29 protein-coding genes are annotated in these 26990 nt (G+C 65.1%); 17 read left to right on the forward strand and 12 right to left on the reverse strand.

The window, feature by feature from the left end; translation table 11 throughout:
* Window positions 1-40 precede the first annotated feature (40 nt).
* Window positions 41-1876, forward strand: a complete 1836-nt coding sequence (recQ, locus tag ACVZTU_RS17340; RefSeq protein ID WP_139909361.1) for a DNA helicase RecQ — start codon at window positions 41-43, stop codon at window positions 1874-1876.
* Window positions 1877-2008: 132 nt separating this feature from the next.
* Here recQ and ACVZTU_RS17345 read toward each other — a convergent pair whose 3' ends face one another.
* Together ACVZTU_RS17345 and ACVZTU_RS17350 are read right to left on the reverse strand one after the other, a co-directional pair.
* On the reverse strand, window positions 2009-2434 hold the full coding sequence (locus tag ACVZTU_RS17345; protein WP_139467484.1) for a VOC family protein: 426 nt from the start codon (window positions 2432-2434) through the stop codon (window positions 2009-2011).
* 193 nt (window positions 2435-2627) lie between these two features.
* Window positions 2628-3188 (reverse strand): OsmC family protein, encoded by a 561-nt coding sequence (locus tag ACVZTU_RS17350; protein WP_259358475.1) that lies wholly within the window; start codon window positions 3186-3188, stop codon window positions 2628-2630.
* 125 nt (window positions 3189-3313) lie between these two features.
* Between ACVZTU_RS17350 and kynU the strand changes: the two genes are divergently transcribed.
* The gene (kynU, locus tag ACVZTU_RS17355; protein ID WP_482400968.1) at window positions 3314-4717 is read left to right on the forward strand and encodes a kynureninase; all 1404 of its coding nucleotides are present in this window, start codon (window positions 3314-3316) and stop codon (window positions 4715-4717) included.
* A gap of 75 nt (window positions 4718-4792) precedes the next feature.
* Here kynU and ACVZTU_RS17360 read toward each other — a convergent pair whose 3' ends face one another.
* The gene (locus ACVZTU_RS17360) at window positions 4793-5545 is read right to left on the reverse strand and encodes an MOSC domain-containing protein (RefSeq protein ID WP_482400969.1); all 753 of its coding nucleotides are present in this window, start codon (window positions 5543-5545) and stop codon (window positions 4793-4795) included.
* A 67-nt stretch (window positions 5546-5612) separates the two neighbouring features.
* Window positions 5613-6896: an MFS transporter gene (locus tag ACVZTU_RS17365; RefSeq protein ID WP_139467487.1), complete on the reverse strand. Its 1284-nt coding sequence runs from the start codon at window positions 6894-6896 to the stop codon at window positions 5613-5615.
* Between the two features lie 94 nt (window positions 6897-6990).
* On the opposite strand from ACVZTU_RS17365, the gene ACVZTU_RS17370 reads away from it, so the two are divergent.
* The 3 genes from ACVZTU_RS17370 to ACVZTU_RS17380 all read left to right on the forward strand — a co-directional run bounded on the left by ACVZTU_RS17370 (window position 6991) and on the right by ACVZTU_RS17380 (window position 8459).
* Window positions 6991-7560 (forward strand): cysteine hydrolase family protein, encoded by a 570-nt coding sequence (locus tag ACVZTU_RS17370; protein WP_482400970.1) that lies wholly within the window; start codon window positions 6991-6993, stop codon window positions 7558-7560.
* Window positions 7550-7969, forward strand: a complete 420-nt coding sequence (locus tag ACVZTU_RS17375) for a rhodanese-like domain-containing protein (RefSeq protein ID WP_139467489.1) — start codon at window positions 7550-7552, stop codon at window positions 7967-7969. Before ACVZTU_RS17370 ends, ACVZTU_RS17375 begins: the two co-directional genes overlap by 11 nt.
* Window positions 7970-8036: 67 nt before the next feature.
* A complete protein-coding gene (locus ACVZTU_RS17380; protein WP_482400971.1) occupies window positions 8037-8459 on the forward strand; it encodes an OsmC family protein in 423 nt (140 codons plus the stop codon).
* A 64-nt stretch (window positions 8460-8523) separates the two neighbouring features.
* Here the strand turns inward: ACVZTU_RS17380 and ACVZTU_RS17385 are convergent, their stop codons facing one another.
* The 3 genes from ACVZTU_RS17385 to ACVZTU_RS17395 all read right to left on the reverse strand — a co-directional run bounded on the left by ACVZTU_RS17385 (window position 8524) and on the right by ACVZTU_RS17395 (window position 11041).
* Window positions 8524-9384 carry a PPK2 family polyphosphate kinase gene (locus tag ACVZTU_RS17385; protein ID WP_482400972.1) on the reverse strand — a complete coding sequence of 287 codons (861 nt, stop codon included), beginning with the start codon at window positions 9382-9384 and terminating at the stop codon, window positions 8524-8526.
* Between the two features lie 45 nt (window positions 9385-9429).
* Complete coding sequence (locus ACVZTU_RS17390) at window positions 9430-10260, reverse strand: hypothetical protein (RefSeq protein WP_482400973.1); 831 nt, start codon at window positions 10258-10260, stop codon at window positions 9430-9432.
* A gap of 94 nt (window positions 10261-10354) precedes the next feature.
* Window positions 10355-11041 (reverse strand): trimeric intracellular cation channel family protein, encoded by a 687-nt coding sequence (locus ACVZTU_RS17395; RefSeq protein ID WP_062860326.1) that lies wholly within the window; start codon window positions 11039-11041, stop codon window positions 10355-10357.
* Window positions 11042-11183: 142 nt separating this feature from the next.
* On the opposite strand from ACVZTU_RS17395, the gene ACVZTU_RS17400 reads away from it, so the two are divergent.
* Window positions 11184-12056 (forward strand): alpha/beta fold hydrolase, encoded by an 873-nt coding sequence (locus tag ACVZTU_RS17400; protein ID WP_139467492.1) that lies wholly within the window; start codon window positions 11184-11186, stop codon window positions 12054-12056.
* Window positions 12057-12124: 68 nt separating this feature from the next.
* Here ACVZTU_RS17400 and ACVZTU_RS17405 read toward each other — a convergent pair whose 3' ends face one another.
* The gene (locus tag ACVZTU_RS17405; RefSeq protein ID WP_052240173.1) at window positions 12125-12628 is read right to left on the reverse strand and encodes an OsmC family protein; all 504 of its coding nucleotides are present in this window, start codon (window positions 12626-12628) and stop codon (window positions 12125-12127) included.
* A 108-nt stretch (window positions 12629-12736) separates the two neighbouring features.
* Between ACVZTU_RS17405 and ACVZTU_RS17410 the strand changes: the two genes are divergently transcribed.
* The 5 genes from ACVZTU_RS17410 to ACVZTU_RS17430 all read left to right on the forward strand — a co-directional run bounded on the left by ACVZTU_RS17410 (window position 12737) and on the right by ACVZTU_RS17430 (window position 17448).
* Window positions 12737-14314, forward strand: coding sequence for a molybdopterin-dependent oxidoreductase (locus ACVZTU_RS17410; RefSeq protein WP_139467494.1), 1578 nt, complete (start codon window positions 12737-12739; stop codon window positions 14312-14314).
* Between the two features lie 155 nt (window positions 14315-14469).
* Window positions 14470-15162 carry a fasciclin domain-containing protein gene (locus ACVZTU_RS17415; protein ID WP_139467495.1) on the forward strand — a complete coding sequence of 231 codons (693 nt, stop codon included), beginning with the start codon at window positions 14470-14472 and terminating at the stop codon, window positions 15160-15162.
* Window positions 15163-15390: 228 nt separating this feature from the next.
* Window positions 15391-15966 carry a sigma-70 family RNA polymerase sigma factor gene (locus ACVZTU_RS17420; protein ID WP_139467496.1) on the forward strand — a complete coding sequence of 192 codons (576 nt, stop codon included), beginning with the start codon at window positions 15391-15393 and terminating at the stop codon, window positions 15964-15966.
* Complete coding sequence (locus tag ACVZTU_RS17425) at window positions 15963-16814, forward strand: anti-sigma factor (RefSeq protein WP_482400974.1); 852 nt, start codon at window positions 15963-15965, stop codon at window positions 16812-16814. Before ACVZTU_RS17420 ends, ACVZTU_RS17425 begins: the two co-directional genes overlap by 4 nt.
* 46 nt (window positions 16815-16860) lie before the next feature.
* On the forward strand, window positions 16861-17448 hold the full coding sequence (locus ACVZTU_RS17430) for a class I SAM-dependent methyltransferase (protein WP_139467498.1): 588 nt from the start codon (window positions 16861-16863) through the stop codon (window positions 17446-17448).
* Window positions 17449-17485: 37 nt separating this feature from the next.
* On the opposite strand, the gene ACVZTU_RS17435 is transcribed toward ACVZTU_RS17430, so the two are convergent.
* Window positions 17486-18139 (reverse strand): TetR/AcrR family transcriptional regulator C-terminal domain-containing protein, encoded by a 654-nt coding sequence (locus ACVZTU_RS17435; protein WP_482400975.1) that lies wholly within the window; start codon window positions 18137-18139, stop codon window positions 17486-17488.
* Window positions 18140-18362: 223 nt separating this feature from the next.
* Between ACVZTU_RS17435 and ACVZTU_RS17440 the strand changes: the two genes are divergently transcribed.
* The 4 genes from ACVZTU_RS17440 to ACVZTU_RS17455 all read left to right on the forward strand — a co-directional run bounded on the left by ACVZTU_RS17440 (window position 18363) and on the right by ACVZTU_RS17455 (window position 22195).
* Window positions 18363-18851 carry a hypothetical protein gene (locus ACVZTU_RS17440; protein WP_139467500.1) on the forward strand — a complete coding sequence of 163 codons (489 nt, stop codon included), beginning with the start codon at window positions 18363-18365 and terminating at the stop codon, window positions 18849-18851.
* Between the two features lie 11 nt (window positions 18852-18862).
* Window positions 18863-19993: a serine hydrolase domain-containing protein gene (locus ACVZTU_RS17445; protein ID WP_218973608.1), complete on the forward strand. Its 1131-nt coding sequence runs from the start codon at window positions 18863-18865 to the stop codon at window positions 19991-19993.
* A 124-nt stretch (window positions 19994-20117) separates the two neighbouring features.
* The gene (locus ACVZTU_RS17450) at window positions 20118-21542 is read left to right on the forward strand and encodes a sensor histidine kinase (protein WP_482400976.1); all 1425 of its coding nucleotides are present in this window, start codon (window positions 20118-20120) and stop codon (window positions 21540-21542) included.
* The gene (locus tag ACVZTU_RS17455) at window positions 21539-22195 is read left to right on the forward strand and encodes a response regulator (RefSeq protein ID WP_482400977.1); all 657 of its coding nucleotides are present in this window, start codon (window positions 21539-21541) and stop codon (window positions 22193-22195) included. Before ACVZTU_RS17450 ends, ACVZTU_RS17455 begins: the two co-directional genes overlap by 4 nt.
* Window positions 22196-22321: 126 nt before the next feature.
* Here the strand turns inward: ACVZTU_RS17455 and ACVZTU_RS17460 are convergent, their stop codons facing one another.
* Entirely contained in the window at window positions 22322-22828 is a 507-nt protein-coding gene (locus ACVZTU_RS17460; RefSeq protein ID WP_139467504.1) for a DinB family protein, read from the reverse strand.
* Between the two features lie 179 nt (window positions 22829-23007).
* Here ACVZTU_RS17460 and ACVZTU_RS17465 point away from each other — a divergent pair, with 179 nt between their 5' ends.
* Window positions 23008-23895 (forward strand): ABC transporter ATP-binding protein, encoded by an 888-nt coding sequence (locus ACVZTU_RS17465; RefSeq protein WP_482400978.1) that lies wholly within the window; start codon window positions 23008-23010, stop codon window positions 23893-23895.
* Window positions 23892-25034, forward strand: coding sequence for an ABC transporter permease (locus ACVZTU_RS17470; protein WP_482400979.1), 1143 nt, complete (start codon window positions 23892-23894; stop codon window positions 25032-25034). Before ACVZTU_RS17465 ends, ACVZTU_RS17470 begins: the two co-directional genes overlap by 4 nt.
* Before the next feature lie 36 nt (window positions 25035-25070).
* Here ACVZTU_RS17470 and ACVZTU_RS17475 read toward each other — a convergent pair whose 3' ends face one another.
* Both ACVZTU_RS17475 and ACVZTU_RS17480 read right to left on the reverse strand, forming a co-directional pair.
* Entirely contained in the window at window positions 25071-25676 is a 606-nt protein-coding gene (locus tag ACVZTU_RS17475) for a response regulator transcription factor (RefSeq protein WP_482400980.1), read from the reverse strand.
* Window positions 25654-26961: a sensor histidine kinase gene (locus tag ACVZTU_RS17480; protein WP_482400981.1), complete on the reverse strand. Its 1308-nt coding sequence runs from the start codon at window positions 26959-26961 to the stop codon at window positions 25654-25656. Before ACVZTU_RS17480 ends, ACVZTU_RS17475 begins: the two co-directional genes overlap by 23 nt.
* Between the last annotated feature and the right edge of the window lie 29 nt (window positions 26962-26990).

Raw genomic sequence — 26990 nt, forward strand, 5'->3', positions numbered from 1 at the left:
GTGGAGGTTCGGGTCAGTGACGTGAACTAGGGTGGGAGCCATGACCTCCGCAGCCACGACCTCCGCCCTCGATGTCCTCCACGATGTCTTCGGCTATGAGGAGTTCCGGGGCCAGCAGGCGGCCATCGTCGACCAGGTCGTCGGCGGCGGGGATGCGGTCGTACTCATGCCCACCGGCGGCGGAAAATCCCTGTGCTATCAGATCCCGGCCCTGGTCAGGCACGGTACAGGTGTGGTCATCTCCCCGCTCATCGCACTCATGGCCGATCAGGTCGCGGCACTGGAGAACCTCGGCGTGCGGGCGGCCTATCTCAACTCATCCCTCGATTTCGAGACCGCCCAACAGGTCGAACAGCAGCTGCTCGCCGGAGAGATCGACCTGCTCTACCTCGCGCCCGAGCGTCTCGTCCTGCCGCGGACGATGCGACTGCTCGAGCAGGCACAGATCTCCCTGTTCGCTATCGACGAAGCCCACTGCGTGTCCCAATGGGGACATGACTTCCGCAGCGACTATCTGGGACTCGGCGTCTTGGCCGAACGATTCCCGGATGTCCCGCGCATCGCACTGACGGCCACGGCCACGCCGGCCACCCACGCCGAACTCACCGAACGACTCCACCTCCAGGACGCCGAGCACTTCGTCGCGAGCTTCGACCGACCCAACATCACCTACCGGATCGAGCCGAAGGCCTCGGCGAGATCGCAGCTGCTGAACTTCATCACCACCGAACACCCCGGGGATTCGGGCATCGTCTACTGTCTGTCCCGGCGCGGGGTCGATCAGCTGGCCGAAGCACTCGTCGCCCGCGGCCTCACAGCCCTGCCGTACCACGCAGGGCTGCCCTCCGAGGTGCGGGCGGAGAATCAGGCGAGATTCCTCCGCGAGGACGGCATCGTCATGGTCGCCACGATCGCCTTCGGCATGGGCATCGACAAACCCGATGTCCGCTTCGTCGCCCACCTCGATCTGCCCCGCTCGGTCGAGGGCTACTACCAGGAGACCGGTCGAGCCGGCCGTGACGGACTGCCCGCGGATGCGTGGATGGTCTACGGCCTCGGCGATGTCGTCTCCCAACGCCGGCTCATCGAATCCGGCGAGGGCGACCAGGTGTTCAAACGCCGCCAGATGAGCCACCTCGATTCGATGCTCGCCCTCTGCGAGACCGTCGACTGCCGACGTGTGCAGCTGCTGCGGTACTTCGATGAGGAATCCGCACCGTGCGGCAACTGCGACACCTGCATGACACCCCCAGTGACCTGGGACGCGACCGTGGCCGTGCAGAAGCTTCTGTCGGCCGTCATCCGCCTCGACCGAGAACGCGGGCAGCGTTTCGGTTCGGGCCAAGTCATCGATGTGCTGCGCGGCAACGACAATGACCGGTCCCGGGCCTCGGACCATGAGAGCTTGAGCGTCTGGGGCGTCGGCGAGGACCTGTCCGAGAGTCAGTGGAAGACCGTCATCCGGCAGGTGCTCGCCCGCGGCCTCCTCGAATCCCATGGTGACTACGGTGTACTTGTGGTCGGCGAGAACGCCGGCCCCGTGCTGCGCGGAGAAGAGGAGATCTCACTGCGTGTCGACCCGGTGAAGAAAGCCGGAGCGAAGAAGGCCGGATCAAGTCGCCGAGGCGGCCCCGAGGTCGAGCTCGACCCCGCCGATGCCTCCCTGTTCGAGGCACTGCGCTCCTGGCGAGGAGAGCAGGCGAAGGAGCAGGGCGTGCCCGCCTACGTCGTGTTCCCCGATGCCACGCTCTACGGCATCGTCGAGGTCAAGCCGACGACGATCAGCGAACTCGGTCAGGTCAGCGGAGTGGGTCTGAAGAAGCTCGACCGCTACGGCGATTCCGTGCTCGAGGTGCTCGCCGCCCAAGCAGGCTAGACAGCCTCGGGCCCCTCAAACTCCCTATTTGCTACCTGACGGCGGCCCAGCAACCTCGCGCCGGGTTGCTGGGCCGCCATCGGGTAGTTCGACTTCCTAGCCGGCCCCGGATCGGTTTCGGGCTGATCATACTCAGTTCTGCTCGAAGGCCTCGGGACCCTGCTCGGCTGCTGCTGGGTCCATCCACATGAACTCGAGGATGTTGCCGTCGGGGTCGGTCATGCTGATGCCGTACATGAACCCGAGGTCCTGCGGTTCTTTGTTCTCCCCTCCGCCGGCGTCGAGGATCGAGGCGCGCATCGAATCGACCTCGTCGCGGGATTCGCGGCTCATCGCAGTCAGCGCCTGTGCCGCGGTGTGCGGGTCGACGATCGGTTTGTCCGTGAACGTGGCGAGGTAGTCCCGGGTGAGGATCATGAAGAAGATGTCATCGGTCCATTTGATGCACGACGCATTGTCATCGGTGAACTCGGGCACCACCTCGGCGCCGATGGCTTGGTAGAAGGTCTTGGCACGCTCGAGGTCGGTGGTCGGAAGGTTGACGAAGATCTGGGTCATGACTGCTCCCTTGCAGTGACGGCGGCGGATCGGGAGACGCGACACCGGACGGTCCACGACAGCCGGATGGCTGGACGGTGGGACTTCGATTCTTACTGCGCCCAGACCCCCTGTCAACACCCATTTGCTACCCGACGGCGGCCCAGCAACCTGGCGCGAGGTTGCTGTGCCGCCGTCGGGTAGTCCTGGGAGGTCAGTTGGTCTTCGTGACGGTGACGTCGATCGGGGTCGGGTTGGTGAAGATGTCGAAGACGGGGCAATGAGCGTCCACGGTCTCCTGCAGCTTCTGGTAGTCCTCGTTGCTGTCGGGTCCGGCGATGTTGACGCTCACGCGCACGGACGAGAATCCGGGGCGCACGGTCTCATCGGCGCCGAAGAGTCCCCGCACATCCAGGTCGCCTTCAGCGCTGACATCGAGTGCGTCGATGGTCAGTCCGAGGTTCTGGGCGTAGAGGCGGTAGACGACGACCTGGCAGGAGATCAATGCGCCGAGGGCGTACTCGACGGGATTCGGGGCGGCGTCGTCGCCGGCCAGCGGGGTCGGTTCGTCGACAGTGAAGGTGTGGCGGCCGGCGGTGATGACCGAGGACACCGAACCGCGGGCGGTGCCCGAGGCCGAGAACGTCAGCTGCCCGTTCTTCGCCGAGGCGGCCAGCCGTTCGTTCCATGCCTCTCCGGCCGTGGTCAGTCGCGTGGCGCGTTCTTCGTCGCTGATGGCGATGGTCGTGTCGAACTCGGTGGTGGCTGCAGTCATGAGGGTGGACTCCTGATCGAATGGTCGAGCGTGTGGTCGAGATCGTGCGGGTCAGTGCTGATCTCAGACTAGAAACGATCGCCCGGCGGCGTCCTCCCCACCGTCTGCTGCCGTCGTCTGGCGTCATGAGCAGAACACAATTCGTCATCAGCCGACGCACGGTAGCCTGGAAGGCAGACGAACCCACCGGTTCCCCCACCACGCGGAAGGCGACGATGACGACCTCTGACCGGACAGCCACCTCGGCGAACTCAACTGGCTCCCCGGGTTCAATCACCCGCGCGGACTGCGAACAACGCGATGCGAACGATCCTCTGCGTGATTGCCGCGAGGAGTTCCTGCTCCCGGAAGGCACGATCTATCTCGACGGGAACTCTCTCGGCCCGCGCACAAAGGGAGCCGCAGAACGCGCCCAGGAAGTCATCACCGACGAATGGGGCACCGGCCTCATCGGGTCATGGAACACCGCCGGCTGGTGGGATCTGCCGGCAAAGCTGGGTGAGAAGGTCGCCGGGTTCGTCGGCGGCGGGGCCGGGTCGACCGTCGTCACGGACACGACGTCGATCAATCTGTTCAAGGCCGCCTCGGCGGCGCTGAAGATGCAGGCCGAGGACTCCTCGGACCGGCGGGTCATCCTCACCCAGCGGGAGAACTTTCCCTCCGATATCTACATGCTCGAAGGATTGGCCGAGCAGCTCGGCGACGGATATGAGGTCCGCCTCGTCGACGATGAGGAAGTCACCGCAGGGTTCCCGACCACGATGTCCGACGAGGTGGCCCTCGTCGTCCTCACCCATGTGAACTACCGGACCGGTCGGCTCTTCGATATGGGCACGACCACCTCGGCGATCCATTCCGGCGGAGCCATGGTCATCTGGGACCTGTGCCATTCGGCCGGTGCTCTGCCCATCGATCTGGCCGGAACCGGGGCGGACATGGCGATCGGCTGCACGTACAAGTTCCTCAACGGCGGACCCGGGTCTCCCGCATTCATCTGGGTCGCCGAGGCGCTGCAGAACCGATTCAGCCAACCTCTGTCGGGGTGGTGGTCGCATGCGCAGCCCTTCGATATGGCCCCGGACTACCGGCCGGCCGACGGTATCCGCCGCTACCTCACCGGAACGCAGGGAATCCTGTCGATGTCCGTGGCAGAGCTCGGCCTCGACATCCACTCGCGGGTGGACATGGAACAGATCCGGGAGAAGTCCCTGGCCCTGTCGGACCTGTTCATCGACCTCGTCGATGAGCGATTGGCCGATCACCCGGTCGAGGTCGTCACCCCACGTGAACACGCCCATCGCGGATCCCAGGTCTCGATCACCCACCCCGAGGGATTCGCGGTGATGAGCGCGCTCATCGAACGCGGAATCATCGGCGACTACCGCGAGCCGGAGGTGCTGCGGTTCGGATTGACCCCGCTCTACATCGGGTTCACCGAGGTGTGGGACACCGTCGAGGCCCTGCGCGACATCCTCGACAACCGACTCTGGGACACCCCGGCGCACAAGGTCCGCGGCGCCGTCACCTAATTGCTACCCGACGGCGGCGCAACAACCTGGCGCCAGGTATCTGGGCCGCCGTCACCTGCATTGGGACGTGGCCGCTCAGGTGTCCGGAGCAGCAGAAGTCTCGATGATCTCGGCGTTGACGCCGAAGTACGGTTCACCCGCCTCATTTCGCGGGCGGTTGGCGACAAGCGTCTTGAGCAGATTGCTGCCCCGCTCCCCAGTGATCGGGTCGAGATCGAGGACAGCACACCGCGCGATCGGATCCCCGATTCGCACACGCAGCGCGGCGGCGTTCGGCACGTTCACCGTCACGTCCCGGCCTCGCCAGGTCTCTTCGATGAAGGGTTCGTCCGTGTCGAGAACGAGGGTGGCCCGGAAGCGGGCGGCTTCATCAAGCAGCTCATGGTGACCCGACCGATCGGCGAGTTCCCTCATCGACGCGGTCGTGACGATCGACAGGCCAGCTCCGTAGATCACGTCTCCACGACGTGCGCGGGCCAGCCGCACCGGCTTTCCCAGCCACTCGGAGGCGAGTGCCGAATGCGGGCCGTCAGTGAGTTCGAGGTCGACCGGTCGCTTCCAGTAATTGCAGGTCAGGCGCTCACCCGAGCCGGCTGGCACCCCGGTGGCAGAGCGCCCGTCGGGCAGGGTGATCGTCAAAATGTCGTCGACGAGTGAGGTGGTCATGCGGATGAGCCGAGGATTCTGCACGGTCTTGAGCACCTGTCGTCGTTCGACATCGACGAAGCAGAACTCACGATCGCCGACCGGACCGTGAACGTCGACGGCTGCGCTCGGTCGAGCCTCGTGTCGTGTGCCTTTGACGTGGGCGAACCCGAGCGATGGCACACCGAATTCCCGCGCAGAAGCAGGTGACGGCGGCCCAGATACCTGGCGCCAGGTTGCTGCGCCCCCGTCAGGTAGCAATTGGGGCATGGGGGTTGCGCCTTCCTGTGATGGCGTAGGTGCCGATGGCCACCGCTCCGATGGCCAGGACCGTGCCGCCGATGATGACGGCTCCGGGAATCGTGGCGATCGTGCCGAGCACTCCCACGGTGACTCCGGAGAAGGTCTGCATCCCCGGCCCGAACGTCGCATAGGAGCCGATGACGCGGCCGCGGATCTCCGGCGGCGCTTCGAGTTGGATGATCGCCATCTCGGTCGACTCGGCGGTGATCTTCGAGACTCCGGCGATGACGAGCATGATGACGGCCAGCCACAGGTGCGAGGTCAGGGCGAAGAACAGAGAGCTGATGCCCATCGCCGCGGCGGCCAGTGCCGCGGCAGCCGGAACGGCCTTGATCCACCCGGTCGCCTCAAGCCCGAAGCCCCCGAGCACCCCTCCTGCACCCATGGCGAAGAGCAGCACGCCATAGGTGAAGTCACTGTCCCCGCCGACCGGATTGAGGATGTCGCCGAACACCGGCATCGCCGTCTGCAGCACCGCCCCGATCGTCGTCGAGGCGAGCGCGGCCAGCAACAGCATGCCGACGATCGCGCGATTGTGGCGGACGTCGATGAGCACCCGCAGCGACTGGATGAGAGTCGTCCGCGCGGTGCGCACTCCTCCGCTGCGCAGATGCCCGGTGAAGGGGGTGCGAATGAGGAAGATCGTCAGCGGCAGATAGAAGACGATGTTGATGAAGATGCCCCACGTGGCACCGACCCCGAGCAGCAGAGCGGAACCGACGACGGGACCGAAGAGGATGCCGAGGCTGCGGAACGTCGCATTGAGCCGGACAGCGCTCGGCAACTCCTTCCGATCGACGAAGTCATGGAGCATCATCTGCTCGGCAGGACCCCACAGACATCCGGCCAGGCCATGGATGACGAGCAGCACGCAGGCCTGCCACAGCTGCAGAGAGTCCGTGAGGAAGAGGATCCCCCAACACAGGGACACGACCATGAACATGATCTGTCCGATCTGGATGAGGCGGCGGCAGTCGAAGCGTTCGGCCAGAGACCCGGCATAGACGGACAGGAGCAGGAAGGGCAGCCAATGGCTGATGAGCTGGAATCCGACGAGCGCCGGGGATTCGAACTTCTGCCACAGCACCCAATAGGTGATGACGTGCTCGATATTGTCGCCCATCATCGCCGTGCCCGATCCGATCAGATAGGGCGCAGTCTTCCAACTGCGAAGCACGCTGAAACGGCGCGGACCGGCGGCACCGCCGTTGTCCTCGGAGAAATCGCTCACTCCCCCATTCTCACACCGGCGGAACGGACCGGCACCGACCTCTTGTCTGCTGGGATCGAGGCGAGGACAATGATCCTTGATCAAGGAGGATCTTATGTCCACAGCTCAACCGCCGACGTCCACCCGCCCGAACTCCGCCCTTGTCGTCATCGACGTCCAAAACGGCGTCATGGAAGCCAGTTGGAACTCCGAATCGGTCATTTCCACGATCTCCGATCTCGTCGACCTTGCCCGGAACACCGGCACCGAGGTGGTCTGGGTCCGGCACAGCTCCGGTGAGCTGCCGATCGATTCCCCGCAATGGCAGATCGTCGACACGCTCTCCCCCGCTGAGGGCGAAGCGATCATCGAGAAGACCCACGGCAATACATTCGAGGGCACGGACTTCGAGGAGGTGCTCGCCGGAAAGGACGTCGGCCACCTCGTCGTCACCGGTGCCCAATCTGATGCCTGCGTGCGCTCGACCATCCACGGCGGATTCGCCCGCGGCTACGACGTCACGCTGGTCTCCGACGCCCACACCACCGAGGATCTCACCGAATGGGGTGCTCCCCCACCGGAGCAGGTGGTCTCACACACGAACCTCTATTGGGGATTCGAATCGGGTCCGGGTCGCACCGCGAAGGTCGAGGAAGCCGACAAGGTCGACTTCGGTGCTCGCTGACGGTGTCGCCCGACCCGGCTCGTTGGCACTGCTCGATCGCGCCCGCGCCGAGATCGACCGGCTGACTCCACACGCCGCCTTCATCGAGCAGCAGCAAGGGGCGATCATCGTCGATGTCCGCACCGAGGTCCACCGCGAGTCTGCTCCGTCGATCCCCGGATCCCTCGCCATCGACCTGACCGTGCTGCCGTGGCGTCTCGACCCCGGCTTCGATTGGCGCATCCCCGAGGCCGATCGAACCGATCGGCGGTGGATCCTCATCTGCCGCCACGGCTATTCCTCATCGCTGGCCGCGTGGAACCTGCGACAGATGGGTCTGACGAGCACTGCCGATGTCATCGGCGGCTTTGAGGCGTGGCAGGCAGCGCATCTGCCGACGACCGATGAGGCTCCCGACCGCCGACCGTGACCATGAGCTCACCCGCCCGCCGACCGTGACCACAACGGCGGCCTCCGAAACCTGGCATCATGGCCCCATGAGTGAAGACATCCGCAGCATCGAACTGACCCGCATCGCCGAAAACCACTACCGCGCCACCGCCCCGAGCGGAGCAAGCATCGAATTCGGCCGCGGCGAAGGCCTCATGACCCCCGTCGAACTGCTCCTGGCCGCCGTCGCCGGCTGCTCGTCGATCGACGTCGACACCGTGACCAGCCGTCACACCGAACCGACGAAGTTCGACGTCTCCGCGACCGCAGACAAGATCGACGAAGACGGCGCCTCCCGTGTGGACAACGTCCACCTCGATTTCGACCTCGAATTCCCTGACGACGAGGAGGGCCGAAAGGCCGATGCCCGCGTCGAACGCCTCGTCGGGCTCTCCCATGACAAGTACTGCACGGTCTCCCGCACCGTCGAACACCCCACGAAGGTCGACTTCAGCATCCGTCGAGACTGACCTTCCGACTCGTCACGGCCGATCCTTCGCCGAGGCGGCCCGACGTTCCGTACGGAGGTGAGCTTCAGCTCTCGGCCAGCCGCTTCTTCTCGACCTCGACGTCGAAATCGGCGGCGGGCCACTGCGGGTCGATGTCGACCAGGGCATCGAGCAGCAGCCGCTGCACAGCCAAGCGGGCGTACCATTTCCGGTTCGCGGGCACGACGAACCACGGGGCCGCCTCGGTGGAGGTGCGGTCGAAGACAACCTGATAGGCGTCCATGTAATCCGGCCACAGGAGTCGTTCGTCGACGTCACCCGGGTTGTACTTCCAGTACTTGTCCGGCCGGTCGAGACGTTCGGCCAGGCGCGCCTTCTGCTCGTCCGGAGAGATGTGGAGCATGACCTTGACGATGCGCACTCCCGCCGCGACCAACTCGGCTTCGAAGTCGTTGATGGCGGTGTAGCGGCGCTCGATCTCGGTCTCGTCGGCGAGTTCACGGACGCGGCCGATGAGCACATCCTCGTAGTGTGAGCGGTCGAAGACTCCGATCATGCCGGGCCCGGGCACGCGCGGTCGGATGCGCCAGAGGAAGTCGTGGGCGAGTTCCTCCTCGGTGGGTTTCTTGAAGGCGGCGAGTTCGACTCCCTGCGGGTCGACGGCTCCGACGACGTGGCGGACGATTCCGCCTTTGCCCGCAGTGTCCATGGCTTGCAGGACGAGGAGGACAGCGGGGCCGGAGTCCTCGTCGTGGTGAGCAGCGAAGAGGCGCTCCTGCAGGTCGTTGAGTCCAGCGGACAGCGCCTCGAGATCCTTCTTCCCGCTCTTCTTGTCCCCGTCGTAGCCGGGAGTGGATTCGGGATCGACCTCGCCGAGGCGGAATCCCTCCCCGGCACGGAGAAGTGGGGCGGGATCGGTCGTCCAGTTGCTCGTCGGCTCGCTCATGCGTTCATCTTTCCAGGTGGGAACGGCCGCGTCTATACCGACAACTCACCGCCGAGGCGGCTGAGGTCCGTCGATGCCCGGCAGCGGGTTCTCGTTCGTCAGTCCACGCCGACGCCTGTCCTCCAGGTACCTCTGGTAGTCCGCTTCGCGTTCGGCGGCGGTCATCTGCGGCGTGGACTTGTCGATGACATTGCGCAGCATCGCCAGAACGGTCAGCACCGCCAGGCCGGTCAGCGTCACAGCCACCCAGATCATCGTGGTGAGCAGGCTCGGCGGATTGTCGAAGACTCTCACACCGGCGAAGCCGATGAGGAAGACGAATCCGAGAAACGGCAGCAGGAGCCACAGCGCGACCTTGAAGCCGCCGATCATCATCGGCATCACCACACACATACTCCACGCCATTCCGCCGATGAAGAAGAGCAGGACGAGGAAGAAGCTCGCCGGATCGCTGTTGAGTTCCGTCGCAACCGTTCCGGGAACGGCCCGCTCGCCGAGGAAGAACGGCCAGACCAGCGCCACCAACGTGACGATCACTGCGGAGCCGACCACGCTCAGAAGGATCAGCGGGACGAGACCCTCACGCCGGAACCCGTCGTCCTTGCGCTTGTACTCCATGAACAGGAAGGGAAAGAGCAACGCAAATACACCAGCAATGATTCCTGCCCAGAGGCCATCTGCCTCAATTCTGTCGGCCATGTTCCGCTGGCACATCAGCCCCGTCGAGGCCAGCCAGATGAAGAAGGTGAAGAAGAGCGCACCGAAGAGGGTGAAGCCGAGGGCGCGCACAAAGTCACGCGTCCATGTCGGAACCGGTTTCTCCTCATGCAACGGAAGTGGCCCCGGTGGCGGCGGTCCGGGCGGTGTCTCACTCATGATTTCATCGTCGCACACCCACAGGCGCCACATACAGGCAGCGATGTGTCAGCCTCGACACCGCTGATTTCGACGAAGCGAGACACCGACGTCCTCAGTCCGGTTTCCGGAACACCGACGGCAGCTTCTTCTTCACGCGCTGCCCGGTGTCCCGGTACGACCATTGCCGCATCGGCTGCGGCACCCGCCACTGCAGCTTCCACGCGAGCATGCGGAAGCCGAAGGCGGCGGCCGCGATGATGAGTGAGGCGATGGCACCCAACAGTCCGGTCACCTCGGCGATGATCGTCAGCCCCGATCCGAACAGGGCGGGGATGAGGTAGAGGTCGGTGCCGCGGAAGATCGCCGGATCCTCACTGGCCACGGCATCGCGCATGAGCCCTCCACCGCACGCGGTCAGCGCACCCATGAGCAGCGCCGCCGGATAGTTCGTCCCGGCGGCGAGCGCGATCGTCGTACCGGTGACGCTGAAGAGGCCGAGGCCCATCGCGTCGAAGGCGACGATCCAGATCCGGGCCCGAGAGATGTGGGAGCCGATGATGTAGATGAGCAGGGTCGCGATCACCGGCGGGGCGAGGTAGATCGGTTGGCCGATGGCGTTGGGCACCCGGTCGAGGAGCACATCGCGGATCATGCCTCCGCCGATGCCCGTCATCGTGCCCAGCACCAACCCGCCGGTGATGTCGAAATTGCGTCGCGCGGCCAGCAGCACTCCGGAGACTGCGAAGACGAAAGTGCCGGTGAGGTCGAGGGCGAGGAACAGGAACTCCTGCAAGTTCATCTCCACCTCGGCTCCTCTCGTCGCTCCGTGCCCGGCCCGGTGCCGAGCGTCCTACCAGCCACTGTAATCCGCTTCGACATCCAGTGAGCCATTTGTCTGGTGTTCCGTTCCCCATCGCCGAGGCGGCCGCTAGGCTGAGGAGATGACGCAGCCGACGCTCATCCTCGTCCACGGCGCTTTCGCCACTTCCTTCTCTTTCGCCCCGCTGCAGGCCGAACTCGCCTGCCACGGAGTTCGCTCGGCTGCGGTTGACCTGCCGGGTCACGGTTTCGCCGCCACCTTCCCGCTCGGGTATCAGGCACCTCAGGACCTCGCCCAGTTCACCTCGGAGCCGGGATCGATCAGGGGTGTGACCGTCGAGGACAATGTCCGGGCTCTCACCGAGGCGGCCGCCCGTGCCAAGGAGCACGGACCGGTGGTCATCGTCGCCCACAGCCGCGGCGGGGCCACATTGACCGCCTTGGCGAATGCGCATCCGGAACTCATCGACCACATGGTCTATGTCTCCGCATGGGCACCGGTGGACCTCCCAGCCGCTGAATACAATGCCGAACCCGAAATGAAGACCGTCGACAATGCGGCTCTCGCCCGGGCCCTGGCCGGTGATCCCGGGCAGTTGGGACTGCTGCGCTGCAATTTCCGCCAGGCCGACCTGGAGGTCCTCGACGGCCTGAAAGCACTCTTCTGCGCCGACGTCAGCGATGAGGAATTCCGCATCTTCCTGAACTCACTGCAGCCGGATGAGAACCTCGACGCGGGAGGGCCCGAACACCGGGCGCAGGCGGGCACGTGGGGGACGATTCCGCGTACGTTCGTCCGCCTCGGCGAGGATCGGAGCATGCCGACCGCGATGCAGGATCGCCTCATCCGCGAAGGTGATGCGCTCACCCCGGACAATCCCTACCGGGTGCGAACGCTCGCGTCGTCCCACGTGGGATGGCTGATCCGCCCCGCCGAGGCGGCCGTGCAGTTGGCGCAGATCGCCGCCGACGTTGCCGCGGAGTCCGACAGGTAAAGCGCAGGCGCCGACGGAAGAGGCCCCGACCGTGACAGTCGGGGCCTCTCGTTCTCTGCTCAGCCGATTCAGCTGAGCTGGAAGTTGTCCGGGTTCTTGTACGGTTCGATTTCGACGACTGGGGTGCCCTTGCCCATAAGCAGTTTGGAGATGGGGCAGCGAGCGTGGGCGCGGGCAGCGTACTTCTCGGCGTCGGTGTCCGAGACCCCTTCGATGGAGATGAACGCCTTCGGAGCGAAGTAGAAGCCGTTGCCGGAGGGTTCGTTGTGCAGCTCGACCTCGACGCGCACGCGTGAGAGCGCCTCGATCTCATTGACCGCGAGGACGACCTTGAGCGTCTCGCCGAGGCAGGTCGACCAGGCCATGGCGAGGAACTGTTCCGGGTTGTTGCCCTCTTCGACCCGTGAGGTCGGGGCGGTGGACAGGGTCTGGCCGTCTTCGACGCGCACCTCGCCCGAGGTGCCGCCGAGGTTCTCGACCTTCGCGGTGTAGATCGGCGCACTCGGGCTCTTCGGCTCATCCGCGTCTCCGGTCGGAGCCTGCGGCTGGGCGTATCCGGGTTTCTCAGTCATTGCACCATGCTACGACAGGCACGCAACAAGGTCACTGGCGTTTCAGTGAATGGTCAGTAACAAAACCCGCAGACCCATCCGCCGCCCCGGCGGCTCCGAATGATCACTATGAATCGGAAAACCCGTGCAACCCACCGTTTCCGCGGCGTCGTGGCAGGCATCGTCGCCACAGTCATGATGTTCGGTCTCGCAGACCTCATCGCGCGTGCCTTCACCCCGAGCGCCGCACCCCTGCTCACCCTCGGTCAGGCGATCATCCCCCTGGCTCCCCCGGCGGCGATCAAACCCGTCATCGCCCTGTTCGGCGACAACGACAAACTCGTCCTCGTCCTCTCCACCGGCCTCGGCGCGATCGTCCTCGCCGGTCTCATCGGAGCACTGGCGGTTTCCCGCCGGCGTCTGGCCACGACACTGCTGGTCGTCGCCGGGCTCGTCCCAGTCATCGTCATCATCATCCGCCCCGAAGCGGGTGCCATCGACGTCATTCCCACGCTGATCGGCATTGCGGCGGGTGTCGCGGTCTTCCTACTTCTGCTGCGCCTCGGTGTACCTGAAACCCCCGCCGAGGCGGCCGACAGTCCCGATGTCGCGCGCGGTTCGCGAACCTCGGAGCCCTTGAGCCGCCGCCGTTTCTTCGGCCTCGCCGGTGCCGTCGGCACCATCGGGGCCGTCACCATCGCCGCCGGCCAGACCCTCGTCTCCCTCACACAGGAAGCCGGAGCAGCGGTGGCCAAGCTGGTTCTGCCCAACCCCGCGAAGAAGGCGGCAGCGATCCCCGCCGCCGCGAGCACCGACCTCGACGGCACGGTCCCCTTCGTCACCGAAGCGAAGGACTTCTACCGCATCGACACGGTGCTCTCACCACCGGTCATCGACCCGGAACAGTGGTCCCTGCGCATCCACGGCATGGTCGAAGAGGAGGTGACCCTGACGATGGACGACGTCCTCGACCTGCCGCTGGAAGAACACCACATCACGCTCACCTGCGTGTCCAATCCCGTCGGCGGGGACCTCGTCGGCAACGCGACCTGGCTCGGATATCCCGTGCGTGATCTCCTCGCCCGAGCACGCCCGAACTCGCAAGCCGATATGGTCCTCTCCCACTCCTTCGATGGATTCACCGCCTCGACCCCGATCGGTGCACTGACCGATGACCGCGCCGCCCTCCTGGCGGTGGGAATGAACGGCGAACCGCTCACCCCGATCCACGGCTTCCCCGCCCGCCTCGTCGTTCCCGGGCTCTACGGCTTCGTTTCCGCGACGAAATGGGTGACCGAACTCGAGGTCACCCGCTTCGATGAGAAGACCGCCTACTGGACCGACCGCGGGTGGGATGCCAAGGCCCCCATCCTCGTCGCTTCGCGCATCGAGGTCCCCAAGCCGCTGGCCAAGGTCCCTGCTGGGGACATCCGAGTCGGCGGCACCGCCTGGGCGCAGCGTGCAGGGATCGACCGCGTCGAGGTCAAGCTCGACGACGGCGAATGGACGCAGGCGGATCTGGCCGAGGAGGTCACGATCGACACCTGGCGACAGTGGCGGACCGAATTCGCCGAGGTGGCCGCGGGTTCACATACCCTCACCGTGCGTGCCACGGACAAGGACGGCACAGTGCAGACAGCGAAACGTCGGGATTCGATCCCGAACTCGGCCACCGGGCACCACCACATCCAATTCCGCGTCGAATGAGCCCGCAGCCGCCTCGGCGAAGAGATTCTCAAGATTTCTTCCCCATCCACCCATCCGAACCGAGCACCGCGCCGAATACCCAGTACACAGCGAGCAATGGAGATCACTTCACAGCTGTGCGCGAATACGCATCACTGTTGATTAGGAGAAGAACAATGAAGACACTGCTTCGCACACGCACCGCCACCATCCTCTCGGCCGGCGCCATCGGTCTGTTGGCTCTGAGCGGCTGCGGAATGGATTCTGGTTCCGGCGGGGAGGAGTCCGGTTCGGAATCGGGCAGCTCCGAATCTCAGCCCGCTGACTCGGGCGAGTCCGAGATGCCAGACGAGTCCGGCGACTCCTCCATGGCCGATTCCGACCTCGTCGGCAAGGGCTGCTCGGCTTACGCCGAGGCGAACCCGGACGGGGCCGGTTCTGTCGAGGGCATGGGCCAGGATCCGGTGGCCACTGCCGCCTCGAACAACCCGATGCTCACGACCCTGACCAAGGCTGTCTCGGGCAAGCTCAACCCCGATGTCGACCTCGTCGACACCCTCAACGGCGACGAGTTCACGGTCATCGCCCCGGTCGACGACGCCTTCGCCGATGTGCCCAAGGACGACCTCGACGCCCTGGCCAAGGACTCGGACCAGCTGACGAAGGTGCTGACCTACCACGTGATCCCCGGACAGCTCTCCCCCGATGAGATCGCCGGTGAACACGAGACCGTCGAAGGTTCGAAGGTGAAGATCTCCGGTGAGGGCGAGGACATGAAGTTCGACGATGCCGGACTGGTCTGCGGCGGAGTCAAGACCGCCAACGCCACGGTCTACATGGTCGACGCCGTGATGATGCCCAAGAAGTGACCGGAGAGTCCACAGCGAGAGAACACCACGATGCAGTGGCCGGGAACCGATCAGCAGCAACAGGATCGGCTCCCGGCCGCTTTCGGTTCCTCGCCGGTTCGTGCGGCTTCAGGCGAACGTCGACTGACCGTCTCTGCTGTACACGCTCCCACCACTGCGCCCACCCCGCTCGACTCGCTCACCTGGGAAAGGTGTGATCGGTTTCTGCATGCATGGCATGATTGGGCAATGAGTTCTGATCACCAGCCGGCGGATTCCGCCGATCCCGGCGGTGCCCTGCTGATCCGCATCGCCGAGGGTGACCGGTCCGCATTCGAAGAACTGTTCACCACTCACTCCCGCATCCTCATGGCCGTCATCCTGCGAATCGTCAAGAGCCGAACACTGGCCGAGGAAGTCCTCCAGGACTGCTTCACCGAGGTGTGGACCCGGTGTTCGGGCTTCGACCCGGGGCGCGGCAGCGGACGGGCATGGCTGATCACCCTGTGCCGCAGGCGAGCCATCGACTGTGTGCGCAGCGTCCAGGCTCAACAGGACAGAGACTATGCGGACGGGCTCCGCACCACCGCCGAAGCAGGCGACCAGGTGGAGCAGACCGTCATCGCCCGTGCAGAGTCGGACCGGACCGTCTCGGCTCTGCGGATCCTCCCGGATGAGCAGGCCGAACCGATCGTCATGGCCTTCTACCAAGGCATGACCCACACCCAGATCTCTGAGAATCTCCAGGTGCCCCTGGGTACCATCAAGTCACGGATCAGGGACGGAATGAAGAAGCTGCGAGAAGAGTTGGAGGCAAGCCGATGAGCGCAGATCGTGACTATCTGGCTGCCGGGCTGGCCCTCGGCGGGCTCAGCGACTCAGAACTCACCGAGGCTCAGGCGCTGGCCGATGCCGACGCCGACTTCCGCGCCGAAGTCGCCGCCTATGCCGACGTGATGGCCGACGCGGCCGAATCCGATGAACCGGTCGAGGTCAGCTCGGCGACTCAAGAGGCAATTCTGTCGATCCCCGAGAACTACCCCCAGGAGTCGGCACCGGAGACCTCACCCGCTGTCGAGCCTGAGACTTCGTCGGTCGCTGCGGAGGCCTCCGCCGATGAGCCGGCCGCTCCGGCATCGCTCGCCGACCATCGGGAGGCACGCCGGTCCGATGCCCGCGCAGAGGGCGCCGGCGAGTCACAGCCTCGCCGCAGTTCCTGGCTGCCCTGGGCGGCAGCTGCGGCGGCGATCGTCGTCGCCGCAGTACTCGGCGCCACCGTCTGGCAGCAGAATCAGCGACAGAATTCCTTGGAAGAGGACTTGGCGGCGACTCAGCAGCAGCTCGATGACTCCGCTCGTCTCATGGAGGCCAGTGACCTGAAGACGAGCACCGCAGACATGCCGGAGGGCGGAAGCGTGACTGTGCTCTCCTCCGAGAGCGAGCAGCTCATCCGCCTCAGTCCGAAAGACATCGGGCGGCCACCGGCCGGAAAGTCGATGCAGATGTGGGTCATTGGTGCTGACGGTCCGGAAAGCGCCGGTCTGATGTCGGACGATCCGGTGACCATCGCCGGCGAGACGTTCGCCTCGGGCAGCGTCTTCGGCATCACCGTCGAGCCCGAGGGAGGCTCGAAGCAGCCGACCACGGATCCGGTTGTCGCCATCGACCTCTGAAGCTGCAGGGAGTAGGCTTCCTGGCATCGGCGGCGAAGGAGCTGTTATGTCCGATTTCGAGTGGGATCCGGAGACCTATCTGGCGCTGATGGCCGAGGAGATCCCCGACTACCCGCGTCTGCAGACGGAAGTGGCGGCTGCGGCAGCGTCAGGAGCGCCGACGTCGATCCTCGATCTGGGCATCGGCAGCGGGCTGACCGCACAGCGCGTTCTCGAAGCCCTGCCAGAGGCGAAACTGCTGGGCGTCGACGCGAGTTCCGAGATGCTCGCCGCCGCCGAGGCGACCCTCGACCCCGAACGCACCCGACTGCAGTCGGGTCGCCTGGAAGAACCGCTGCCGGACGGGCCCTTCGATCTGGTCATGTCCATGCTCGCCATCCACCACCTCGACGGCCCCGGCAAGGCCGACCTCTTCGCCCGCATCGCATCGGTGCTCGAGACAGGCGGGAGGTTCGTCCTCGGTGATCTCGTCGTACCCGCCGACCCAGCGGACGTCGTCACGCCGATCGACTGGATCGACGACACCCCCAGTTCGCTCGATGAGCAGCTGACCTGGCTCGCCGAGGCAGGACTGACCACCCATGTGCACTGGCAGCACCGGGATCTGGCCGTCGTCGTCGCTCAGAAGGACTGATCAGTCTTCGCCAGAGCCGGAGCCTGATTCGTCTGATTCAGCGATCGCCCTCAGGCACATCGGCGAATCCCGCGATGAGGACGTCGAGTGCGAATTCGAATCGAGCGGTTGAGGGTCGACGTGAAGCCGCACTGACCGCCTCCGCGAGACGCGGGAAGTCCGCCTCGGAGATTCCCTCGAGATGAGCCGCTTGGCGCAGCTCGCCGCTCATGCCTCCGCCCCGTTCGCCACCCTCGGCTCGCACCGCGCCTCTGCGGGCGGCCTTTCCAACCTCGGCATTGAGCGCGGCATGCATGAGAACGAACTCATGGATGGTGTAGATCATGTCGAGCCCGCGGCGAGCTGAGAACCCGGCGGCGCAGAGGAAGTCGACGAGTGCCTCCAACAGAGCAAGGTTTCCGGTGGTCACCGCCGGGCGGGTCATGACGAGATCGACGAGGTTCGGATGCTCGGACAGAGTGTTCAGCTGCGACCGGGCGTACCCCCGCAGAACGTCGTCCCACGGTGATCCGGCGATTTCGACTGGCGGCACGGAAGTCGATATCTGCTCGACGACGGCGTCAAGCAGCGCACCCTTGTTCGGGAAATGGTGGTAGAGCGCCATCGCCTCGACCTTGAGTTCGGCGCCGATCCTGCGCATCGACACAGAGGCCAGACCTTCTTCGTCGGCGATGGCAATCGCGGTCCTCACGATCGATTCCGGCTTCAGACCAGCATGCTGGCCCCGCGTACGCGCCGCGCCGGACTCGCTCCGCCTGCCGCTCGAAGTCGCACCTGCTGCGCGATCACTTCGCTTCACCATGGCCGCCTCCCTCACGAACTCTCGGGTTTTCCTCCATTGACCTGCTCTACAGCGTAAAACTAGCATGAGAACCACGATTTACGCTGTATAACACAAGAGAAAGGGCACCATCATGAATAGGCAGTATTCTCGTTCGACCTACGTCGCCCTCTGGGTCGGACTCGGACTCACCGTACTGGCCATCGTCAGCGCACAGCTGGGCAGGCCGCTCATCGGCGAACACATCCGCAGCGGCTACCCATCGATGCCCCAGGATGAGATCACGTCAGGCGTGAACTTCTACGCCGCGTCCTTGACGATCGTCGGTGTGCTCGGCGTCCTCGGCTGGGTCGCAACGATCTGGCGAGCACATCGGGGCAGCCGAAGGATTCGGTGGGCAGCCGTGGTGCTCGCTCTCACCGGCACCTCGGTCGCGGCATTCGCCCTTCTCGTCCGGGACACTTCGGGAGACACCGGACTGCCGCCGCTCATCGGCACGATCGGGCTCCTCCCCTGTGCGGCAGGGCTTATCGCGGTCGTCCTCATGTTCACCCGAGCAGCCACCTCGGCGAACAACGATCCACGACCCCTGCACCGCTCACCACGCGCACGAACAGCATGAAAGGAAGAACCGTGACACACCCCATCAGCTCCCAGACTCACACCCGACACGACTTGGCCGAGGCGGTACTCGAGGCCCACCGGGCAGGCCTGCCCGGCATCATCGCCGAGGTGGTCGACCACGGAGAGATCGTGTGTGAATGCGCAGGGTTCGCCGAGGTCGCAGCGAAGACGCCGATGACGCCCGAGCTCCACCACCGGGTCGGCAGCATCGCAAAGACCTTCACGACGGTGACATTGCTGCGGCTCGTCGAGAAGGGGATCATCGACCTGGACGCCCCGATCGGCGGCTACCTCCCCGAGCTCGTGCCCGGAACTCGCGGGGAGGCGATCACCGTGCGGATGCTCGCGAATCACACGAGCGGACTCAACGAATACCTACCCGTCATCTATGACTCGCTGCGGGCGTTTCCGAACCTGGCGCAGACGAGTCCACGCAGCCTCATCGAGCAGCAGTTCACCCGCTTCGACCGACGAGAGCTCATCAACATCGGCGTCGGAGCTCCTCCCGCAGGCGAACCCGGCGGCCTGCCCGGCAGATACTCGAACACGAACTATCTGCTCCTTGCCGAACTCATCGAGTCCGTCACCGGCACTTCTGCCGAAGAGCACATCCGCTCCGAGGTCATCGAGCCTGCCGATCTCCCCGACACCTACTTTCCGGTCGGGTCCGTGCTGGCGGCTGCGCATACTCATCTGTACGAGTCGTGGTTCGGCATGGCCGGTCCGCCGGTCGACCTCACCGACTGCGACATGTCGTGGGTGGGTCCCGCCGCCTCATTGGTGTCGACGACGGCCGATCTCAATCGGTTCTTCGGTCTCCTCATCGACGGTCAGCTGCTTCGACCGGAATCGCTCGAACAGATGCAGAGCACAGTTCCGGTGATCTCGTTCGAGGGCACGACGATCGAATACGGGCTCGGCCTGCACCGACGCGAATCCGACGACGGAACCGTCTGGTGGGGACATGACGGTTCGGTGTGGGGCGGAGGAGCGCTCACATTCACCCGGGCGGACACAGGCAAGCAGGTGACGGTGTTCACCAATCGTCAGCGCTGGAACACTCTCGATGAATCCGGGCGCCCGCAGCCGCATCCGATCGACGCGGCGTTGGCTCGTGTCGTCACAGGGAGCATGGGCTGATCCGGTTACCGGCAGCCGCCCGGTCCCGCACGCTCAATCCCTCCACCGACTGCCGGAGCCGCGGCATCTGATTTCCCCACTGCGGCGGATACCGGCCGGGCACGTCACTGTCTAAGCTGGAAGGATGACGGAGGACAGGACGAGAGAACCACGGACCTCGGCACGCCTGTCGGCCGCGGCTCGCAAGCCGAACCGGTCCGACCTCTGGCTCGTTGCCGCCCTCACCGTCGGCTCGCTCATCTTCGCCGTCCTCTATGAGGGCAGCGGGTTCTGGGAGTTCAAAGCACCGCTGTGGGTTGTCTGCGTGCTCTCAATCGCAGTCACCGTTCCCCTGCTGTGGCGTCGTCGTTTCCCGAATTTCGTCGCATGGTTAATCACCACGCTCTACGTCACCGCGCAGATCCTGCAGATGATGGAACCCGGTGTCTCTCAGATCGTTCTCTTCACATCGGTCTACGCGATCGGCGCGTTTCGCTACAGTCAACGCGCAGCTTTCATCTCACGCTGTCTGCTGTGTCTGGCAATTCTCATCTATGTCATCGTCTCGGCGGCCCTGCAGTTCCAGGATCTCGGCGACCTGACTTTCGTCCAGTTCGCCGCGGCTACCGGGGTGACTTTCCTGATCAACACGGTCTTCTTCGGCGGCGCGTGGCTCTTCGGCAACCGCGCGTGGAAGCAGCGTCGACTGCTCGAGGAACTCCGCGCGGCCAACGAAGAAGTCCGCGAGCAGGAACAGCAGCTGACTCGGCAAGCCCTCGACCTCGAACGCGTGCGCATCGCGCGGGAACTCCACGATGGAGTCGCCCACCATATCGCCGGAGTCGGCATCCACGCCGCCGCTGCGCGTCGCAGCCTCGAGAAGAACCCCGACAAGGCCAAGGAATCGCTCCAGGTCATCGAATCCTCGACCCGCGAAACCGTCGACGAGCTCCGCGCCCTCGTCTACACGCTGCGCGACACGGACCCGTCGACCGACGGCACCGCCGCCACAGACGACACCGCCGCGTCCGGCGACCATGCGGCGGAAGAACCGGCCGACGCTGCGACGGCAGCTTCGACGAAAGGCAACCCCAGCCTCGGCGACCTTCCGGAGCTCATCGAATCGGCCCGACGATTCGACCAAACTGTCGAGTACGCGACGATCGGGGAACCTCGCCCGCTCACTCCGATCACCGAGATGTCGATCTATCGCGTGATTCAGGAATCCCTGACCAACTGTTCCCGCTATGCGGGCGCCGGCGCCGAGGTGGATGTGCGGCTGCGCTATGGCAGCACCGATCTCGAGGTGGAGGTCAGCGATGCCCGCTCTGCCGGAAGGCCGACATCAGCAGGGCACAGCAGCGTCCGGGCAGACTCTGGGACGCGTTCCATGAACGAAGGTCTGGGCCTCGGAATCGTCGGCATGAGGGAACGCATGAATGCTCTCGGCGGCAGCCTTGAGGCAGGGCCGAAATCCCGCGGCGGCTGGATCGTGCGGGCTCGGATCCCCTACCCTCGCAGCACCCCAGATCACTCGTCCCCCGGCACTCCAGCGAAGGCATCCACATGATCCGAGTCCTCCTCGTCGACGACCAGTCGATGGTTCGCACCGGTTTCCGCACGATCCTCGAAAGCGAGGACGGCATCACGGTCGTCGGTGAGGCCGAGAACGGGCAGATCGCCATCGATAAGGCGCTCGAATTGTCCCCGGATGTCATCTGCATGGATGTGCAGATGCCGGTCATGGACGGGCTCGAAGCGACAGAGGAGATCGTCAGCCGCGGCGCTGCCGGAGCCGTCCTCATGCTTACGACCTTCGACCGCGACGACTTCCTGTTCCGCGCACTCGACGCCGGTGCCAGCGGGTTTCTGCTCAAGACCGCCGAGGCAGAGCAGCTCATCGACGCGGTGACCGCCCTGGCCGCCGGAGACGGTCTGCTCTCCCCCGAGGTCACGCGCCGAGTCATCGAACGGTCCGTGTCGAGCCCGGAACCGGCGGCACCCAGTGCCCCGGAACTCGAGCACCTCACCGACCGTGAGCTCGAGGTGCTGCGGCTGGTAGCTACGGGGGCCAGCAATTCCGAGATCGCCGGAAATCTCTTCGTCGGTGAGGCGACCGTGAAGACCCACGTGTCGAACCTGCTGTCGAAGCTCGGCATCCGCGATCGCATCCATGCCGTGATCTGGGCGTATGAGAACGGGGTCGCGAAGGTCGGGGGCTAGACACAACGTTTCTGCGAATCAGCCGTCGAGTGGCCCAAAGCCAAAAACCTGAGAGGTGAGCCTCTGATACCGGTGTCACGCCGGCTCCGACGACCGAGACACGGACCGATGACTCGCAAGAAGCAGTCAGTCGCCGACGCTGCGATCGATCATCTCGCGCACGATGTCCGCATGTCCCGCGTGCCGGCCAGTCTCCAGGATCAGGTGCAGGTACACCCACCGCAACGTCAGCTCACTGCCCTGCGGTGAGTAGTCGAGACTGTGCCGGGCAGCGATCTCTCGGGAGCGGTCGCACTCCGTTTGGTAGGCACCGATGACATCGTCCAGCTTCTCGTCCGGCTCCAGCCGCAAGTCGGCCTCCGGGTCTGCTTCGGTCCACGGCGGTGTGGGCAGCTCCGCGGCGGGGATCTGCCCGATCTGCTCTGCGAACGCTCCCAGTTCCACCCAGCGCAGATGTTTGACCAGACCGCCGAGGTTGGTGCCGGTCGGCACCGGGCTGCGCCGAGCTTCTACCTCCGACACGCCGCGAACTTTGCGCACGACGGCGTCGCGCAGATAGTCCAGGAACGTCTCAAGCTGCTCGCGCTCGCTGGCGGCGACTACGCTGCCGAGGATCTCACTCGGTCTCGTCATGGGCTGAATCATACTCGCGTGCCGACCCACGCAACAGGGGATATTCGGACTCTTCGCAGGCGCCAACCGGCTCCGATTGCACCTTCGATTGCGAGGAGCCGCGATCCCCCCTCACGCAGGGCACCGAATTCACCCTTAAGACTGATCCGCTCAAGCCGGTCTCCGCATAGCGTTGAAGCATGATCACCTTGGAGAACATCAACCGCAGCTTCGGCGACAAACAGGTGCTGCACGATCTCAGCTTCGACATCGGCGACGGCCGGATGACCGGCTTCGTCGGCTCGAACGGCTCCGGCAAGACCACAACCATGCGGATCCTCCTCGGCGTCCTTGCCGCCGATTCCGGGCGCATCCTCGTCGACGGCACCCCCATCACCGCCGGCCACCGCAGCGCGATCGGCTACATGCCCGAGGAACGCGGCCTCTACCCCAAGATGCCGATCATCGACCAGCTCGTCTACCTCGCCCGCTTCCACGGTCTCACCCGCCAAGCGGCGAAGAAGCGCGGACTCGACCTCCTCGAACAGCTCGAGCTCAAGGGCGAACCCACCGACACCCTCGAATCGGTCAGCCTCGGCAATCAGCAGAAGGTCCAGATCGCCGCGGCTCTCATTCACGACCCGCAGGCGCTCGTCCTCGACGAACCGTTCTCCGGTCTCGACCCCGCAGCCGTCGAACGCACCCTCGGCGTCCTCACCGACTTTGCCTCCTCCGGCGCCCCGGTCCTCTTCTCCAGCCATCAGCTCGACCTCGTCGAGCGCCTCGTCGACGACCTCGTCATCATCAATGACGGCCGCCTCGTCGCAGCCGGCACCACTACGGAACTGCGCCGCCAGCGCAGCCTGCCCGAGTGGACGCTGCAGACCGATGCGGACCTCGGCTGGGTGCGCGGTCTGCCCGATATCTCCGTCGTCGAACTCGACGGCAATTGGGCCCGGTTCACAGCCCCGAATGCCGACACCGCCGAGGCGGTCCTACGCAAAGCGCTCACCGTCTCAACGGTGTCATCCTTCGCTCCACACGAAGTCGCCCTCAACCGTCTCTTCCAGGAGGTCACGCAATCATGAGCACCACCGACACGACCACCGCAGCCGACAACACCCGCCAGGCCCGAGTCGGCTTGAACCGAGCCGGATTCACCACCGCGATCGGGCTCGTCATCGAACGCGAGATCATGGTGCGAATCAAGTCGAAGGCGTTCATGGTCTCGACGATATTGAGCATCGTCCTCTTCGGCGTCCTCGTCGGAGTCTCCGGAGCGCTGCCCTCGCTGTTCTCCTCCACGGACAAGGTGGCGGTCACCTCGGCGGGGGCGAAAGCCGTCGAGGGGATCGACGATATCGAGACCGTCGAAGTCGCTGACGTCGACGAGGCAAAAGCTCTGATCACCTCCGAGGAGGTCGAATCCGCCGTCGTCGAATCCCAGGATTCGCCGACCGGGGTCGCGGTGCTGTCCCTTCGTTCGGCACCGGAATCACTCATCGGGGCACTCAGCCTCACCCCCGAGGTCGAACTCCTCGATCCCGACGCACCGGACCCAGCACTCACCTACTTCATCGGGCTCGGCCTCGGCCTTGTCTTCTTCATGGCCGCGATGACGTTCGGGAACACGATCGCCTCGTCCGTGGTGGAGGAGAAGCAGTCGCGGATCGTGGAGATCCTGCTCGCGTCCACCTCGGCGCGGGTGCTCATGTTCGGCAAGGTCATCGCCTGTACGATCCTCGCTTTCGCACAGATCGGACTCACCGCAGTCGCGGTCCTCGCGGGCGCCGCCATCAGCGGAAACGACCTGGTGCTGGGCAAGGTCGCCGAACCGATCGCCTGGTTCGTCCCGCTCTTCATCGTCGGCTTCGTCATGGTCGCCGCCCTCTACGCGGCCGCAGCATCGATGGTCTCGCGCACCGAGGACCTGCCGTCGACGAGCACGCCGATCATGATGCTCATATTCCTCCCCTACATGGGCGTCATCATCTTCTCGTCGAACGAAACGGTCATGGCGGTGCTGTCCTACATTCCGTTCTCCGCGGCGGTGGCAGTGCCGATGCGAGTCTTCCTCGGCACCATCGAATGGTGGGAGCCGCTGGTGTCCCTGTTCATCCTCATCGTCACCACGCTGCTCGCGCTGCTGCTGGCCACGAGGATCTTCGAACGCTCGATCCTGAAGTCGGGACCGAAGCTGACGTGGGGGCAGGCGCTGCGGCGGTGACAGCCTGACTGGCTGAGCACTGCAGCCTCCTGTGACCTACAGCCAGCCGTTCTCTGCGGCGATCCGCGCGGCATCGGCACGGTTGCGGGCGTTCGTCTTCCCGATCGCCGAGGACAGACGATTCCGCACGGTGCCGGCAGACAGATACAACTGAGCTGCCACCTCGTCGACGCTCGCCCCGTCGGCGGCCGCGCGCAGAACATCGGTCTCCCGCACGGTCAGCGGTGACGCCCCGTGCATCGTCGACTCAACGACGAGTTCGGGGTCGATGACCGACATCCCGGCCATGACCCGGCGGATCCCCTCGGCGAGGTGGTCGACCGGAGCGTCCTTGACCATGAACCCGCTGACCCCGGCGTCCAGGGCGCGTTTGACCCAACCGGGCCGCCCGTAGGTCGTGACGATGATGACCTTGACCTCGGGAAACTTGTCCTTGAGCGTGGCAGCGACTGAAAGCCCATCGGGTTCGGGCATGTCCACATCGAGCAGCGCCACATCCGGTCGAGTCGCGGTGATCGCCGGCACGACCTCGGAGCCGCGGGCACACTGGGCGACGACCTCGAAGTCGGATTCCATGCCGAGCAGGGCGGCGAGCGCCTCACGGACCATGGTCTGATCGTCAGCGATGAGCAGCGTCGTCACCGGCCCCACCCCTCTCTGCGCCTAGTCCATCGCCCGCGTCGAGTTCGCCGCCACCTGCGTCCCCGCGGGGACGCGCGAGGTCCGCATCCGCTCCTTCGACGATGAGTTCGAAACTTTCGTCGGTCTGCTGCGTTCGCAGACTCCCACCGAGTGCGCGTGCCCGACTCCGCAGTCCCTGCAGTCCCGATCCGGCACCCACCTCGCCGAGGTTGAGCTCCGTGACCGGGTGCGCAGGGTCATCGCGGCGACCGTTGTCGTTGCTGATGGTCAATCGATTCCTCTCGAGAACGATGGTGGCCCGTCCGGCTCGGGCATGCCGGAGGATGTTCGTACTGCCTTCACGCAGACTCCAGGCGAAGAGTTCTCGCAGCCGTGGGTCGACGACATCGACCGAGGTAGGAGCCTCGACCGTGATGTCGGCGGCGCGCAGCGCACGAGTCGCCTCGACGAGCTCCTCGGCCAGGGAGATCGTCCGTGTCCCCTGCACTGTGGTCCGGACATCGGCCAGCGCACCACGGGCGAGTTCTTCGATCTCGGCGATATGCCGAGCCGCATCAGGCGAGCCGGCCGCTTCGAGCTTCGCCGCCAGCTGCGCCTTGAGCGCGATGACGGTGAGCGAATGTCCGAGCACATCATGAACGACTTGGGACACGCGCAAGCGTTCGGCCTCCCGCTCGAGTCGCCGGTTCTCCTCTTCTGCCGCCCGTGCCGCGCGGGCTCGGTCGCCGGCCATGAGCGCCATGACCATGGCGAACCCGGAGATCGAGATCCCGAAGGTGGACGACCAATCGTGAGTCCACCCGGGGACGAGACGTTGGGCCGCCTCGGCGACGATGAGCGTCGATGCCGCAATGATGAGGCCAGGTATCACCCGCCGAATCGAGACGACGGAGAGGACGGAGATATAGGCGAGGAATGCCAGCGCCTGCTCACCGACGATGGGAACGGCCACCGCAGTGATGACGATCATTGCGATGATCGAAGCATTGACGATGATGAGCGCCCGGCGGGTACGGCGGGCGTGGGGATCGCGCATCGTGCGGGCGAAGGTGCCGAGACCGACCCCGCCGGCGATCATTCCGCCGTAGAAGATGACGGCGAATGCGGCGGTGAGGCTCACGCCCCAGATCCGCTGTGCTCCGCCGAGCTGGAACGATGCGCTCAGGGGGTAGACGAGGAAGACGAGCCAGAAGAACGGAAAGAACCAACTCATGAAGTTGAGCGAACGCAGCCCGACGGGCGAGGACTCTGCCCTCGCCTCACCGATGCTGTCGTGCGTGGTCACTGTGGTCCTTCCTCCGTCACTGTGCCCTG

Source organism: Brevibacterium sp. OS20, assembly GCF_056837565.1.

Excerpts from the sequence above, each read along its gene's own strand:
- ACVZTU_RS17450 (WP_482400976.1), top strand. The coding sequence starts at position 20,118 with ATGACGGAGGACAGGACGAGAGAACCACGGACCTCGGCACGCCTGTCG.
- ACVZTU_RS17420 (WP_139467496.1), top strand. The coding sequence starts at position 15,391 with ATGAGTTCTGATCACCAGCCGGCGGATTCCGCCGATCCCGGCGGTGCC.
- ACVZTU_RS17350 (WP_259358475.1), bottom strand. The coding sequence starts at position 3,188 with ATGACTGCAGCCACCACCGAGTTCGACACGACCATCGCCATCAGCGAC.
- ACVZTU_RS17440 (WP_139467500.1), top strand. The coding sequence starts at position 18,363 with ATGAATAGGCAGTATTCTCGTTCGACCTACGTCGCCCTCTGGGTCGGA.
- kynU (WP_482400968.1), top strand. The coding sequence starts at position 3,314 with ATGAGCAGAACACAATTCGTCATCAGCCGACGCACGGTAGCCTGGAAG.
- recQ (WP_139909361.1), top strand. The coding sequence starts at position 41 with ATGACCTCCGCAGCCACGACCTCCGCCCTCGATGTCCTCCACGATGTC.
- ACVZTU_RS17400 (WP_139467492.1), top strand. The coding sequence starts at position 11,184 with ATGACGCAGCCGACGCTCATCCTCGTCCACGGCGCTTTCGCCACTTCC.
- ACVZTU_RS17425 (WP_482400974.1), top strand. The coding sequence starts at position 15,963 with ATGAGCGCAGATCGTGACTATCTGGCTGCCGGGCTGGCCCTCGGCGGG.
- ACVZTU_RS17460 (WP_139467504.1), bottom strand. The coding sequence starts at position 22,828 with ATGACGAGACCGAGTGAGATCCTCGGCAGCGTAGTCGCCGCCAGCGAG.
- ACVZTU_RS17410 (WP_139467494.1), top strand. The coding sequence starts at position 12,737 with ATGAATCGGAAAACCCGTGCAACCCACCGTTTCCGCGGCGTCGTGGCA.
- ACVZTU_RS17370 (WP_482400970.1), top strand. The coding sequence starts at position 6,991 with ATGTCCACAGCTCAACCGCCGACGTCCACCCGCCCGAACTCCGCCCTT.
- ACVZTU_RS17390 (WP_482400973.1), bottom strand. The coding sequence starts at position 10,260 with ATGAGTGAGACACCGCCCGGACCGCCGCCACCGGGGCCACTTCCGTTG.
- ACVZTU_RS17395 (WP_062860326.1), bottom strand. The coding sequence starts at position 11,041 with ATGAACTTGCAGGAGTTCCTGTTCCTCGCCCTCGACCTCACCGGCACT.
- ACVZTU_RS17380 (WP_482400971.1), top strand. The coding sequence starts at position 8,037 with ATGAGTGAAGACATCCGCAGCATCGAACTGACCCGCATCGCCGAAAAC.
- ACVZTU_RS17455 (WP_482400977.1), top strand. The coding sequence starts at position 21,539 with ATGATCCGAGTCCTCCTCGTCGACGACCAGTCGATGGTTCGCACCGGT.
- ACVZTU_RS17430 (WP_139467498.1), top strand. The coding sequence starts at position 16,861 with ATGTCCGATTTCGAGTGGGATCCGGAGACCTATCTGGCGCTGATGGCC.
- ACVZTU_RS17385 (WP_482400972.1), bottom strand. The coding sequence starts at position 9,384 with ATGAGCGAGCCGACGAGCAACTGGACGACCGATCCCGCCCCACTTCTC.
- ACVZTU_RS17405 (WP_052240173.1), bottom strand. The coding sequence starts at position 12,628 with ATGACTGAGAAACCCGGATACGCCCAGCCGCAGGCTCCGACCGGAGAC.
- ACVZTU_RS17345 (WP_139467484.1), bottom strand. The coding sequence starts at position 2,434 with ATGACCCAGATCTTCGTCAACCTTCCGACCACCGACCTCGAGCGTGCC.
- ACVZTU_RS17470 (WP_482400979.1), top strand. The coding sequence starts at position 23,892 with ATGAGCACCACCGACACGACCACCGCAGCCGACAACACCCGCCAGGCC.
- ACVZTU_RS17415 (WP_139467495.1), top strand. The coding sequence starts at position 14,470 with ATGAAGACACTGCTTCGCACACGCACCGCCACCATCCTCTCGGCCGGC.
- ACVZTU_RS17465 (WP_482400978.1), top strand. The coding sequence starts at position 23,008 with ATGATCACCTTGGAGAACATCAACCGCAGCTTCGGCGACAAACAGGTG.